Source organism: Vreelandella venusta (assembly GCF_015689495.1).
In the GTDB taxonomy this organism is placed as follows: domain Bacteria; phylum Pseudomonadota; class Gammaproteobacteria; order Pseudomonadales; family Halomonadaceae; genus Vreelandella; species Vreelandella venusta.
Window position 1 is genome coordinate 1,646,175 of sequence record NZ_CP065135.1, and the last position, 14,020, is coordinate 1,660,194.

At 51.7% G+C, this 14,020-nt stretch carries 13 protein-coding genes; 11 read left to right on the plus strand and 2 right to left on the minus strand.

From position 1 onward, the window contains the following. Nucleotides 1-4 precede the first annotated feature (4 nt). The 6 genes from IR195_RS07765 to IR195_RS07790 all read left to right on the plus strand — a co-directional run bounded on the left by IR195_RS07765 (nt 5) and on the right by IR195_RS07790 (nt 7,357). Entirely contained in the window at nt 5-763 is a 759-nt protein-coding gene (locus tag IR195_RS07765; protein ID WP_206049201.1) for a MipA/OmpV family protein, read from the plus strand. After that, nucleotides 753-1,892, plus strand: a complete 1,140-nt coding sequence (locus tag IR195_RS07770) for an efflux RND transporter periplasmic adaptor subunit (RefSeq protein WP_206049202.1) — start codon at nt 753-755, stop codon at nt 1,890-1,892. Before IR195_RS07765 ends, IR195_RS07770 begins: the two co-directional genes overlap by 11 nt. Beyond that, complete coding sequence (locus tag IR195_RS07775; RefSeq protein WP_206049203.1) at nt 1,892-5,032, plus strand: efflux RND transporter permease subunit; 3,141 nt, start codon at nt 1,892-1,894, stop codon at nt 5,030-5,032. Before IR195_RS07770 ends, IR195_RS07775 begins: the two co-directional genes overlap by 1 nt. After that, a complete protein-coding gene (locus IR195_RS07780) occupies nt 5,014-6,159 on the plus strand; it encodes an alpha/beta hydrolase family protein (RefSeq protein WP_206049204.1) in 1,146 nt (381 codons plus the stop codon). Before IR195_RS07775 ends, IR195_RS07780 begins: the two co-directional genes overlap by 19 nt. A gap of 279 nt (nt 6,160-6,438) precedes the next feature. After that, entirely contained in the window at nt 6,439-6,861 is a 423-nt protein-coding gene (locus tag IR195_RS07785) for a tetratricopeptide repeat protein (protein ID WP_125747229.1), read from the plus strand. A 10-nt stretch (nt 6,862-6,871) separates the two neighbouring features. Further along, a complete protein-coding gene (locus IR195_RS07790; protein ID WP_125747231.1) occupies nt 6,872-7,357 on the plus strand; it encodes a YehS family protein in 486 nt (161 codons plus the stop codon). 79 nt (nt 7,358-7,436) lie between these two features. Here IR195_RS07790 and IR195_RS07795 read toward each other — a convergent pair whose 3' ends face one another. Both IR195_RS07795 and IR195_RS07800 read right to left on the minus strand, forming a co-directional pair. Then, nucleotides 7,437-8,180, minus strand: coding sequence for a class I SAM-dependent DNA methyltransferase (locus tag IR195_RS07795; RefSeq protein ID WP_206049762.1), 744 nt, complete (start codon nt 8,178-8,180; stop codon nt 7,437-7,439). Nucleotides 8,181-8,326: 146 nt separating this feature from the next. Continuing rightward, complete coding sequence (locus IR195_RS07800) at nt 8,327-9,181, minus strand: FadR/GntR family transcriptional regulator (RefSeq protein WP_206049205.1); 855 nt, start codon at nt 9,179-9,181, stop codon at nt 8,327-8,329. Nucleotides 9,182-9,359: 178 nt separating this feature from the next. Between IR195_RS07800 and IR195_RS07805 the strand changes: the two genes are divergently transcribed. The 5 genes from IR195_RS07805 to IR195_RS07825 all read left to right on the plus strand — a co-directional run bounded on the left by IR195_RS07805 (nt 9,360) and on the right by IR195_RS07825 (nt 13,988). Next, nucleotides 9,360-10,025: a DUF1028 domain-containing protein gene (locus IR195_RS07805; protein WP_206049206.1), complete on the plus strand. Its 666-nt coding sequence runs from the start codon at nt 9,360-9,362 to the stop codon at nt 10,023-10,025. 214 nt (nt 10,026-10,239) lie between these two features. Next, complete coding sequence (locus IR195_RS07810) at nt 10,240-11,493, plus strand: allantoate amidohydrolase (protein ID WP_206049207.1); 1,254 nt, start codon at nt 10,240-10,242, stop codon at nt 11,491-11,493. 71 nt (nt 11,494-11,564) lie between these two features. Then, nucleotides 11,565-12,974 (plus strand): YfcC family protein, encoded by a 1,410-nt coding sequence (locus IR195_RS07815; protein ID WP_241006815.1) that lies wholly within the window; start codon nt 11,565-11,567, stop codon nt 12,972-12,974. A gap of 171 nt (nt 12,975-13,145) precedes the next feature. Beyond that, a complete protein-coding gene (locus tag IR195_RS07820) occupies nt 13,146-13,553 on the plus strand; it encodes a DUF4019 domain-containing protein (protein ID WP_125747241.1) in 408 nt (135 codons plus the stop codon). A gap of 117 nt (nt 13,554-13,670) precedes the next feature. Further along, nucleotides 13,671-13,988 (plus strand): antibiotic biosynthesis monooxygenase family protein, encoded by a 318-nt coding sequence (locus tag IR195_RS07825; RefSeq protein ID WP_125753538.1) that lies wholly within the window; start codon nt 13,671-13,673, stop codon nt 13,986-13,988. Nucleotides 13,989-14,020: the final 32 nt, after the last annotated feature.

The window sequence follows — 14,020 nt, forward strand, 5'->3', positions numbered from 1 at the left end:
TCCAATGAAGATTCGTTCTCTCATTCCCCTGGCGACGGCTATTCTGGCCACCTATTCACCCTGGTCCTTCAGCCAGGAACAAGAAAGCGCCGACACCTTTGCTATCGGGCTTATTGCCTACACGGAACCGTCCCTTTACATGGGCGGTAAGGACAATGCAGGTCTGCTGCCCTATATCGAGTGGGAGTCGGACAACTGGTTCTTTCGTGACTATTCACTGGGTAGCTATCTAGCGGGAGGAGACAATTGGGCCTTGTCCGCGGCGATTAGTTATGACGCCTTCGGCGATGTTGAGCGGGGTAACAGTCCTGAGCTCAAGGATATGAAGAAACTCGACGACATCTACACTGCCGCAGTGAGTGTCGACTGGTTTGGTTCACTGGGTTACCTGACATTAGGCTACCGGCAGGATATCTCCGGCAACCATAAGGGAGGCTCGGCCGTAGTTGGCTACGGTTATCCCCTTGAGTTTCAGCAATGGCGTATTGAGCCGCATGTTTCACTGACCTACGCGGGCAGTCAGGTAGCACGCTACTACGTTGGGGTTGATGCTGATGATGCGAAGGTAGGGCGTCCTGCATATCGTCCTGAAGGTGCCTATCAATATCAGGCCGGTATTAGCCTATCCCGTTCGTTTGGCAAATCTCACCGGCTGTTGATTGACTTTAGCCAGCGCCGTTTTTCCGACGAGGTTCACGATAGTCCTATCGTCGATAATGACCATCTGTGGTCTATCAGCGCAGGCTATCTCTATGCGTTTTAGAAGGCTGCTCAACAGCCGCGTTCTGGCCTTGTTTCTGGCAATAGGCATCCTGTTAGCTGTCACTGGGCTGCTTGCGGAAGTTGAGAGCCCTAGTGGGGTTGAGCAACGCAACCAGGCACCGCTTCCGCCTCTCGTCAGCGTAGAGCAAGTCAGCCGTGGTGAGCAGCCTGTGCAGATTGAAGCCTATGCCGAGGTGACGTCACGTTGGACAGTCGAACTGAAAGCGCAAGTCAGTGGTGCTGTTGTTAGGGTGCATGACCGCGCCTTGGCTGGCAGTCGCGTTAGTGAGGGAGAGCCACTGGTGGTCATTGACGATACCCGCTATCAGGCTGAACGGGCTGATGCCGAGCGCTTGCTCCGTGAGGCGCAGCTGGAGCAGGAGCGGGCGGGATACGCTACCCAGGTGGCTAGGCGGCAGTTTGCAAGCGCCAGAGAACAACCGCCCAATGATTTGGCTCTGCACCTTCCTCAACGCCATATTGCCGATGCTGCGGTTGAAGCTGCCAGAGCCCGTGTTGATATGGCGCAGCGGGAACTCGACCAAACGGTGGTACGAGCGCCCTATAGCGGCTTTATTGTCGAGCGCTATGTCAGCCCCGGGCAAATGCTAATGGCAGGTGATCCGGTCGCTCGGCTGATAGGTGATGCTCACTATGAGCTGGCTGCCAGTATCAGTAAGAGCGACTGGCAACGGCTTGATCATCCTATCCAGGGACAAAAAGTAGTGCTCTACAACGACCTGGGCCAGCCCATTGGCGAGGCAGACATACGTGAGGGCGGTGGCTATCTTGATGCTACAACACGCCACTATATCGTGCATCTCGATCTCCAAAGTGCCGAGATTGCTGTTCTGGCAGGCGACTTCGTTAAAGCTAGCTTTCAAGGCCGCATAGAGGAAAACACCCTCAGCATCCCTGCATCGGCACTGACGGTCGATGGCTCGATCTGGTGGGTTGAAGAGGGCAGCAGTACCCTGGCTCGTAGCGTGGTCGATGTGTTGTCCCACCGCGATGACCGCGTGCTGGTAAGAGCGCCGTCCGATAACGATCAATGGCAAATCGTTGCTGTCCCGCTGTCCTCCTATCTACCGGGGCAGCGTGTACGGACAACCATCGGTGAGGCTTGGTGATGCACGTACTGACCGCTTGGTTTATCCGTAATCCGGTTGCCGCTAATCTACTGATGGCCTTTATCCTGATAGTGGGCCTAGTCACACTGAACAACATGCGTATAGAGGGCTTTCCCCGCGTCGAGCCGGATAGCATTACTATTACTACCGTGTTTCCTGGCGCACCTCCCAACAAGGTCGATGCCCTGGTCAGCCAGAAAATTGAAACGGCTTTAGAGGGCTTGGAAGGGGTTCGCAGCCTTTCAGCGGTCTCCAGCGATGGCCTTTCTACAATTACGCTTAGACGAGCCAGCGGGCAAAGCCTTGATAGGCTGCTGGATAAGGTGCGGTTGCGAATGGATAGCGGGATCGAGTTACCCGCCAGGGCCGAAAGGCCGCAAATCGACGCCAGCGCCTTTGACTATCCGGCGCTCTATATCAACGTTTACGGTGATGCTGAGCAGGCTACCCTACATGAGCTTGCCAAGCGGTTAAGGTGGGCGCTCCTGGCCCAGCCTGAACTATCCAGATTGAATGTCTGGGGACTGCATAAACAGGAGCTGCGCATTGAAGTCGACAGCCGGAAGTTACGCCAGCTAAACCTGACCGTGCCCGACGTGATGGAACGTATTCGTGCCAGTTCGCTCGAATTTCAGGCTGGTTCCCTGAGAACTAGCGCGGGTCGAATCTATATCAGAACCGATGGTGACGCTGAGTATGCGCCCGAATTCGGGGCCATTCCCATCGTCAAGGAGCATAACGGCGATCAAGTATTACTACGGGACATCGCCGCTATCCAGGATACAACAGTCGAGGGTGACTATCGGTTTCGGTTTAATGGTCAGCCCACTTCGGGCATGGAAATATTAGTGGGTCAGCGTGAAAATCTGCTGCGTATTTCCGACGTTACTCATGATGTGCTGCATGACTTTCGCCGCCAATTGCCCCAGGGAGTTGAGGTGGTTGCGTGGGGGGATAGCGCTGACTACATCGCCGACCGTCTGGCCCTGTTAACCAAAAATGGTCTGCAAGGTTTAGTGCTGGTTGTGCTAATCCTAGCGCTGTTTCTTGATGTGAAACTCGCCTTTTGGGTGGCCATGGGCATTCCTGTCTCGGTATTGGGTGCTATCGCCGTGTCTGGTACTGGTTGGATGGATTACTCGCTGAATGATATCACCACGTTCGGTTTCATTCTGGCGTTGGGTATCCTGGTTGATGACGCCGTGGTCGTCGGGGAAAGCGTATTCGAGCAACGCCGTCTCAATAATAATCCCATCGCCGCTACTGAGGCTGGAGTGGCCAGGGTGTCGGTGGCCACCGTTTTCGGCGTGCTAACCACCATTGCCGCTTTTTTCCCGCTGCTTATCCTCGATAATCCTTTAGGTAAAGTGCTAGCGAGTTTTTCGGGGGTGGTCATTCTCGCGCTGCTGTTTTCACTGTTGGAAAGTAAGTTCATTTTACCTGTTCATCTTGCCGGCATTGATATGGGCAAGCCCCCACGGTGGATACTGGCTCGTCTCTGGCTGCCGGTGCAACTGGGCGCCCAAACTGTGTTGTTTTTCCTGCGCGACCGCTGCTACGTGCCTCTGCTCACGTTGGCTGTCCGCCACCGCTATGCCGTGCTCATCCTTTTTATCAGCGTCGCGGTATTCGTCTTGGGACTAACCATGAAAGGGTTGGTGAAAAGTGTGTTCTTTCCAGAGGTGCCCGGCCAGGTTGTCAGCATAACGCTGGAGATGGACCCTGGTGCGCCGTTTGAGCTGACTCGCGCCAATGTTGAGCGTGTCCGCCGCGAGGGGGACGCTGTCAATGCGCTATTGCAACAGCAATATGGTCTGGATCAAGCCCCTGTGCGAACTATCTTTGAAGCGATTAGCAGTGCTGAATCCGCCAGTATTTATGCGGAGCTAACGCCGGTGGCTGAGCGTCCAGGGATCGATATCCAAGATGTTATTCAACGCTGGCGCGAGCAGGTTGGACTGCTTGAAGGAAGCCTTGAATTACACTTTACGGGCTCTGAAGAGGTGGGTGGCGGTTTTCAGATTAAATTGACCAGTGGCGACCAGGCGACGTTGGTTGCGGCTGGCAGCGTGCTCAAGGATTACCTGGGTAGTATTGATGGGGTGCATAACCCTCGTGACTCGATGGCTGGGGCACAGAGCGAGCTTATGGTCACGCTTAAACCCACCGCCGAGAGCCTGGGATTTGATCAACAGACCCTCGCGATGCAGGTGGGGTCTGCTTTCGGCGGCGCTGAGGTGCAGAAAGTTCAGCGTGATAACACTGAGTTAACGGTCCTGGTGCAATATGTTATCGAGCAACGCAATACAATGGATGACCTATTGCAATCCCACGTCCGCAACCACCAGGGCCAGTGGTTTTTGCTCGCTGACATTGCCGACGTTGAGCGGGTTCTCAAGCCCAAGGCGCTCTACAGAGAAAACAACAACTGGGTCAATCTGGTTTCGGCAACCATCGATCGTAACGTGGTTGCCCCTGAGGAGGTGGCACGGGCCGTGTTGAGCCAACTTGTGCCACAGCTCCAGCAGCAGTACCCGGACTTGGCGGTTCGTCCTGGCGGCGAGCTGGAAGAAATGGGTGAACTGCAGGGTGGTCTAAAGAAAGCGCTATTAATCGCTATGGTACTGATCTACGTGCTCATGGCGGTGCCGCTAAAGTCCTACTGGCAACCCTTTATTATCCTGGCAATTATCCCGTTCGGTTTTGTTGGCGCCATTCTCGGCCACCTGTATCTCGACCTAGCCCTGTCGTTGCTATCGATGTTCGGCATGTTAGCCCTGGCCGGCGTGGTCGTGAACGATAGTCTGGTGATGCTGAGCCGCCACAACGAGCTTGTGGCCGACGGCATGGCTCCCTATGACGCTATTCAGGCTGCGGCCACGAGCCGGTTTCGGGCGATTTTTCTCACCACAACCACTACGGTGATTGGTTTGCTGCCGCTGCTCTCAGAAAGCTCTGAACAAGCCCAATACCTGAAGCCTGCTGCGGCCTCGCTAGCCTTTGGCGAGCTATTTTCCACCGTTCTAATGCTGTTTCTGGTGCCTGTGCTAATGGCTATTACCCAGGATCTGAAACGAACCCGCCAGGTCGCTCCGTCAAACAAACCGCCCAAGGACCCCCAATGCCACTCTTCTCAGTAAGCACTAACAACACAAGCACTAAGAACACAAGTGCTAAGAACACAAGTGCCAGGCGAGCACGTACTAGGCGTGTTGCTGTTGTCTTGCTACTGCTATGCCTGGGCTTAGGGGCAATTTTTATTATCGCTGATGATGATCCCTTGGTGCGTAGGGAGATCAGCTTCGTTCACGCTGGTCATACTCTGAAAGGCGTATTGGTACTGCCAAGCTCGACGGCTATGCCTGATTCATGCGTAGTTTTTGTTCACGGCTCTGGTGATATGCCGCGCGATGCTTATGGCTACTACGAACCCCTGTGGCGTCTGTTTGCGGAGCAAGGGTGGTGCTCGCTGTCCTGGGACAAACCCGGGGTGGGTGAGTCCGAAGGCGATTGGAGACTGCAGTCAATGGCAGATCGGGCCGATGAAGTTGCAGAGGCTATTGAGTTTCTGCATACAAACGTTGGCCTGGGGGAGAGGCAAACTGGCTTGATTGGGTTTAGTCAGGCAGGCTGGGTGCTGCCCAAGGTTGCTAACTTGCGCGATGATATTACCTTCCTGATCTCGGTGTCGGGTGCGGTCAATTGGCTGGATCAATCGCGTTATTCTGGACGTCAACGTATGATCGCTGAAGGCCTGACAGAGCAGGAGATCAAGGCGGAAGAGTATGCCGCTGAACAGGTCAACGCATTAATACAGCGCAATGCACCCTATACAACTTATCTGGAGCATATCGAAGGTGAGGTAGACGTTGAGCCAATGAGCGAAGCTTTCTGGGGCTTCGCGAAACGCAACTGGCAAGCCGATGTGCGTAGCGACCTGGAGGCTATCAAGGTACCTATGTTGGCACTCTTTGGTTCCCATGATGCCTATGTCGACCCGGTTTCCAGCGCGACTGCCTATCGCCAACTGCTGGAGCGTTCAGCCACACCGTTCTTCGAAGTTCACCGCGTCGACGACGCTGACCACAGCCTGATGAAGTCAGATCAGCTGAAACCTGACCATCAAGGCATGGATGCTTGGCTGAAACTATTCAAAATCTGGTTTCTTGGCGACGCTATTTTTGCCGACGGTGTGCTCGACAGCCTAGCCAACTGGCTGAATAGGTTCCCCAAGGCGGGCACCCAGCCCACATCCGAAGGTAGCTAGCCGAATGCAGCCGCAGGGTATCGTAAAATGCTGGCGTGGTGTGTATCTCTTGGAAAACGTCACAAGGCAGTAAAAAGCCACCTTGCTGATATCGAAAACGGCAAAATGATCACCCGATGATGCGCTATCAAAGGCTATAATAGCGTGATTATGGTGGAATACCGCTACCGTGACTTTTAACTATCGAGCTGGCATCCATAGTTTTTTATCGAAGATACCTAGATAGGTCGGCTTGTTGGTTGATTTTGATGTTTTTTAATGAAAAAAAGGTGGCTGGTAATGATTAACACCAAAATATATAAAGCGGTTTATGAGCTAGCTGAGCGGCTAATGAAAGCCGCGGCTAAAGATGACAGAGCGGCATTTGATTCGCTCTATGCTGAGTTGCAGGCGATTTGTACCGACAACGAAAACACCGATAAAGATCACCCGGAGCAGTGGGAAACCTTGGCTGACTTTACCGAAGAGTTAGAGGATGCACTGCCGATTTACCAAAAAGCGCTTGAGAAAGCCATGGCTAAGAACTCGAAAGACCATATGGCCTCTATCGGTTTTTCCATGGCAACGTTGCAAGTACAGTTAGGTCAAACGGATGACGCTATCGAAAGATTGCAACATGCCAAAGCCAGCGCCGATGGCATTGAAGATGACGAACTGAAAACAGAAATTGATCAGCTGCTTGAAACGCTAACGACCCACTAGGAAGCCTATTTTGACCAATAATGATATTTTTCGCCGCATCCGCTACACCTTTGATTTAAAAGACGGCACCATCGTGAATATCTTCTCACTGGCTGACGTCAGTGTGAGTCAGGCGCAGGTGACGGCGTGGCTGAAAAAAGACGAAGATGATGCTTTTGTCACGATGAAAAATAGAGAGTTGGCGGCGTTTCTGAATGGCTTTATCAGCTTTAAACGTGGCAAGCGTGAAGGCCCGCAGCCGGTGCCTGAAGCACAACTAAACAATAATATGGTATTCCAGAAGCTGCGCATTGCACTGAATTTAAAAGCAGACGATATCTTGGCAGTGTTTGAGCAGGTGGGCTTACCGCTGAGCCAGCATGAACTCAGCGCCTTTTTCCGTAAGCCAAGCCATAAAAATTACCGTGAGTGTAAAGATCAAATGCTGCGTAATTTCTTACTCGGTATTCAGCGCCAGCTACGGCCTGACTCGAACGACGCAGGTTCTGAGTCTTAAGTACAGTGCTTTACACCACGCTTTATGCCACACGGTAACGGTAGGAGGGGTAGCAAAAGGCCTCTCTGCCTTATCGGTGCTAACGCTTCACGCAGACGAAAATCGCATTGCCTGAAAGATTATCCCAAGGGGTAATGGTCTGGTAGTTGTGCTCGAATACATGCACCTCGAAATAAGGCGCCAGTAGGGCGGTTAATTCCGCAAAGCTGACCGCTACCATCGGATGTTCGTCGTTCCAGACCTGCGTGGCGCCTGCGCTGGTTTTTTCAATACTCAGCCTAAGCGATTGCTTTTCGCCGTGCCCGCCGTAGTGCCAACCCGAGCGGAAGGTGAAGACATTATCATCTTGTCTGGCGCTGTGTTTAACGCCTAAGTCGTTATTGATTTTGTTTTTATCGACCACGTTAAAATAGAAAACACCGCCCTGTGTTAGTGCGCGATGGGCGCTGGAAATGCACCCTTTTAGCTTTGCAATTCCATCGTTGTAGTGGATCGAGTACAAAAAGCAGGTGATCAAATCGAGTGCGTCGCCGGCTTCGAACGCACTCATATCTTGCCGTGAAAAAAGCGCTTCTGGGCAACGCTTGGCGGCGATATCCAGCATGGGTTGGTTAATATCAAGACCACTGCTGAGATAACCAAAATCAATAAAATGGCGGACATGGGGCCCCGTGCCACAGGCTAAATCAAGATGCGTATGCCCGCCGTTGCCGAAAATCTGATGGAGTCGACGAATGGCATTGCTTTGCGCTTGGTAGTCGATATCGACGCACATCAAATCGTAGTAACCAGATAGGTCGGTATAGAGTGCGTTGGCGGACAGATTGGCGGACATAGTAGCCTAATGGTGGGCGCTAAAATATTGGGGTGGCGCATAGTAAACGAGCGTGCAAGGTTTTAGAAGCGAGGACAAGGCGACACCCGCTTTTTTTCAAAAAGCGGGAGAAAATACGGGTTAATTGGGTTTATTTAACAGGGTTTACTGTCGCCATTTTGCTCAGCTAGCTGCTTAGCTTGCGTGTACCCTGTTAGCGCTAGATAGTCACGATTGCTATCGATAGCGCCGTCATTACCAGCTTTAAAGAAAGTTTTTTCCAGCATTGCCTCTCTGGCTTCCATAAGTGTTTGCGCCATCTGCATGTGTTCGCTGACAATCTTGCAGCCGAGCTCAATGTCTCCCTTACGCAACGCTTCTAGTAACTGGCGTTGATAATCATAGCCTTGGCGGCGTAACTCAGGGTTGGGCTGGGCATAGATTCGCTGACAGACGGTCATATTCATCAGCAGGCGTACTGGAAAGCGGCACATCAAGGCCAACAGAGGATTAGGGCAATAATCAATCAGAACTAAATGGAACTCCAACTCCTTCAATCGCTGCTCGCGCTCTTCTTCTAGCGATGTTGGCTGATGGTCATAAAAGGTCATTACTGATGCCAGCCGGTCAAAAGCATCCGTATCGAGCACACCTTCAAGACTCTTTACCAGGGCTGGCCAGAGCGCTTTACGCGCTTCATAGATGTCGTGAATAGTGGGTGAGTGAAAGAAAAAATAGTTACCCAGCAACGTCATTGCTCGATCATCGCTGACTTCGCTAATAAAGGCACCGCCACCTGGGCCTGTACGCGTTTGAACCAGCCCTTGGGCTTCAAGCCCCTTGAGAGCTTCACGCACCGTGCCTTTGGATGCATCTAGCGCCTGGATCAGTTCTTGTTCCTGCGGAAGTCGATCGCCGGGCTTTAATTGATGTTGCGCAATGTATTCCTTTATCGCCTCACTGATTACGTCGGTACGCTTAGGTTTAGCAGGTTGGCGTGCTTGCTTCATGGTTGTCTCAGCTAACATTGAAAGAGGCTGTTTTAGTGAGAATCATCCCCTTGAAGTGGCGTGATGTCTAGCAAATGTCGCCTCGTATAGAGCTGCGTTAAGCCGCTAGAAGAGCAGCGAGAATAATTTATAATGATAAATTTTAGGCTTCTTAAATTTGCTAATTGAGTAACCCACCATGACCTACAGTTTGATCGCACTGGATAAACAATCTGACACTTTCGGTATCGCATGTGCCACGGGCGGCCCCGCACTGGGCGGTTTTGTTCCCCATTTGCTACCGGGTATTGGTGCCGCTATTACCCAGGGCTTTAGCACCAATGTATTCAGTGCGGAGCAAGGGCTGTATCGCTTAGCCAACGGCGAAAAGGTGGCGGATATTATCAGCAGCCTGCAACAGCAGGACAAAGGCGCTGCGTGGCGACAGGTGGCATTAATGGATCGGCACGGTGTTGCCGCAGGCTGGACAGGCGATGAAAACGTCCCGGTTGCTGAGATGCGCATCAGCGATGGGTTGTTGATTGCAGGCAATATGTTGGCCAATCGAGAGGTTATTCCCGCCATGGAGGCGGCCTATCTTGATACTCGTCGGCGTAAAGACATGGCCAGCGCTTTGATAGCCGCACTGAGTGCTGCTCAGCAGCAGGGCGGGGATCATCGTGGCACGCTCTCAGCGGCTCTAAAAGTACGCGCCCCAGGCGGCTTGCCCTACGACTTGCGTATCGATTATGCCCCCAACGCGATTACGGCACTGAGCGAACTCCATTTACGTATCGAGCAGCATGGCGATTTTCAGTCATTTCTTGCTCGTCTGCCCACCGCTGACAATCCGCATCGTTATTAATCATCACCACGTGATTTAGACATAAGTCTAAAATCCGAGAATCTCTAAAAATTTAACCTTTTATTCTAACTGAGTTTTTTATTTTCCCAGTTGGAATGCTTTCTCGTCCACCTCCTTAAGGGTTTGACAGCATGTTTGACGCTCTCATAGGCTATTTATCATGATAAATAGCCGTGCTGAGCAGCTAACCAAACAATAACCCCTTGAGGCAACCATGACGCTTTCTTTAACCCAGGCCGGAGAACAGGCGTGGAAGTGGCTCGAAGATGCCGCTAAGTTCAGTGAAACCGACAATATTGAACGCGATGGCGTTACCCGCCGCTGCGCCACTCCTGAACACCGCGCTGTGCTCGATGAACTTGCAACGTGGATGAAAAGCGCGGGTATGTCTGTGCGCATGGATAACGCCGCGAACCTGATTGGTCGTTATGCCAGTCCACAAGCCGGTGCCCGTACGCTGTTGCTCGGCTCGCATCAGGACACAGTTCCTAATGGAGGCAAGTACGATGGCATGATGGGCGTTATTTTGCCGCTTGCCTTGGTTAGCTACTTGTATGAAAACGCGATCGAAATGCCCTTTCACATTGATGTGGTGGCGTTTAGCGACGAAGAGGGGACACGCTTCAGTTCTACTTTGCTTGGCTCTAAAGTGCTGGCAGGCACCTTTAAACCAGAGATGCTTAAAGCCCGCGATAGTCAGGACATAACCCTTGGGCAGGCGCTGGCTGACTTCGGTTGTGACACTCAACGAATCGATGCAGATCGCTATCTACCGGAAGACGTGATTGCTTTTATCGAAGCACATATCGAGCAGGGGCCTCAGCTTGAGCAGGCTGATGTGCCGCTGGGAGTAGTAAGTGCAATTACTGGGATCGAACGCCACGAGATAACGATCAAGGGCATGGCAGGTCACGCCGGAACTGTGCCTATGCACATGCGCCAGGATGCACTGGTGGGGGCTGCCCATGTTATCCAGCTGGTCGATACGCTATGCAAAAGCACCGATGAACTCGTCGGTGTCGTGGGTAAGATTGAGAACGCACCTAACGGCGTCAATGTTATCCCTCAGACCACCACCTTGAGCATTGAATTGCGCTCGCCGGATGATGCACTTCGCCGCCAAGCAAGAACTCAGCTGTTAAGCCAAATTGACGCGTCTCTTAAGGCCTTGAATCTTGGCGTTGAGCATCGTCATACCTATGAACAACCTGCGGTTCAATGTGCTCCGCACCTTATCGACACCATGCGCAGTGCGCTTAAGGATGCGCGAATTGAGCCACGGGTACTGTTCAGTGGTGCCGGCCATGATGGGTTGGCCATGGCCGACCTGTGCGACATCGGCATGCTGTTTGTTCGTTGTCGCGGCGGTATTAGCCACCACCCTAGCGAAGCTATTAAGCCCGAGGATCTCGGCGTTGCCATTGAGGTTCTCTTAAACACCTGTCAGCGACTCGCCCAACAGCAATAGCTGGCAGCCTTGTATCGCAACGTTTGTCCAACTAGCTCAACATAAAGCCACAAAAATCATAAGGGTTGATTATGAGCCAACAACAGCAAATTTCAGACACAAAAGCCCCTGCATCAGGTAAGTGGTACAAACAAATACCGGACCCGATGGTGCTAATTTTCTTCATTTTGGTTGCCGCCTACCTAATGACGTTTATTGTGCCCGCAGGAGAGTTTGAGCGTCAGACTGTCGATGGTCGTACGACAGTTATTCCTGAATCTTTCATGTACTTGTCAGATGTTGCAAATCTGCATTTTTTCAAGATTTTCGTCGCCATACCGCAAGGTCTGATTAATGCGTCGCAATATCTGTTTATCGTGTTTATTGCTGGCGGCCTATTTCATATTCTGCAGAAGACAGGTGCGCTGGAAAACGCCATTGGTGTCGCCGTTCATCGCGTCGGCGCTGAAAATAGCATTAAAAGCCGCAACCTAATTATTGCTGCTGGTACCTTTATCTATGGCTTCTTTGGCGTTGCGGTTGGTTTCGAAAATAATATTGCGCTCGTACCCATTGGTGTACTGATAGCTTCTGCCATTGGCTGCTCTCGTTTAGTCGGTGTTGTGATGGCCGTGGGTGGCATCGGCATTGGCTTCGCTTTGTCGCCGATCAATCCATACACCGTTGGCGTTGCGCAGGGTATTGGTGAATTACCTACGTTTTCAGGCTGGTGGTTACGCACGTTGATGGTGGTTGCGTGTCTGGCTACCTTGACGCTTTTTATTTGTCGTTACGTTGTCAAAATGGACTACCACGATGACAACCCGGCCGAACTAACCAAGCGTCTCGAAGACTATACGTTGACCCGCCAGAACATCATTACATTAGCTATTTTTATTGCTGGTCTGATTATCATGCTAATCGGTGTGTTTACCCGCGGTTGGTACATCAATGAGATTGCCGCCATGTTCTTGCTGATGGCGATTGTTATTGGACTCGCTAACGGCCTGGGAGCTAATGCACTGGTAAGACAGATGATGGAAGGCGCCTCATCGGTAACCGCTGGTGCCTTAGTGATTGGCGTTGCAGCCTCTATTCAGGTCATCCTTAAAGATGCCCAGATTATCGATACGATTGTTAACTCGCTTAGCTCTCTGGTGGGGGATATGCCTACCGCCGTGGCGGCTGTTGCTTCAAGTGTGATTCAAGGCGTGATCAACCTGTTTATTCCGGGCGGGTCGGGTCAAGCATTGGTTACCATGCCGATTTTGATTCCTTTGGCGGACCTAATTGGTATGAGCCGTCAGTTAATGATCACGTCCTTCCAGGTGGGAGATGGTTTAACTAACCTGATTGTTCCAACGTCTGGCGGCACCCTTGCCATGCTGGCGCTAGGTAGGGTCTCCTACGCACAGTGGCTGCGTGTTATTACTCCTTTGTTAGTGCTGGTTTACGTTATGTGCTGGGCAGCGCTGGTATTAGGCTATTACGTGGGTTATTAAGTACTGTCGTTAGGCGGCTAACTGACGCTCGACGCAGTAGTGACTGGGGGAGAATCCAGAAGGATTTTCCCCCTTCGTTTTGCTGTTATGTGGTTCGGTGCTAAAGAAATTCAGTCATTGTCCGATAATTACTTAACAGGCCACAGTCACCAAGCCCCATACGAGTTAGCCATGCCAAAATCACCTACTTTCTTTCTTGCTGCGATCCTGCTTGGCCTAGTCACGTATACCCAGGCGTCTGCTAATACGGCAGAATCTGCGGCGCTCGCTTGGTTAGAGTCAATTGATAATGGTGAGGTTGAACAAGCCTGGGAGAGCTCATCGCCGTTACTAAAAACGCCGCTATCGCCTAGCATGCTTAGACGCATTATTGAGTTAGCACGTAATGAATTTGGGCCGGTAGAATCACGTCGGCAAGTGCAAGCCTCTCACTATCGATCTATGCCGGGTGCGCCAGATGGTGACTATATGGTTTTTATCTTCCATACTCGATTTGAAAATAAAGCGAGAGGAGTAGAGACCGTAACGCCTCATCTTGAAAATGGTGAGTGGCGAGTTAGTGGTTATTATGTGCAATAGTTCTTTAAAATAGCTCTTTGTAATAGCTCTTTGTAATAGCGCTTTATAATAGCTCTTTGTAATAGGTATGTGTAAATGACCGATGCCCCACCCAGCACGTATCAAAATAGCGATGTTATACCTACTATTGCTAACACCCCCGAGCCGCCTTACTACGCGGTTATTTTTACCTCGCAACGCACCGAGATTGATAACGGCTATGACGCAATGGCGGCCAGAATGGTTGAACTTGCAGCACAGCAGCCGGGATTCTTGGGGGTAGAGTCTGCCCGAAATGAAGTGGGTGTGACGGTGTCATACTGGGCTGATTTGGCCTCAATCAAAGCGTGGAAGGCCCACGCTGAGCATCTGGAAGCCCAGCGTCTAGGCCATCAGCAGTGGTACCGGCATTTTAAGACGCGCATTGCCAAAGTCGAACGAGATTATGGTATTTAAACTATCAACGCAGCATAGGCAGGCTTTTTGCT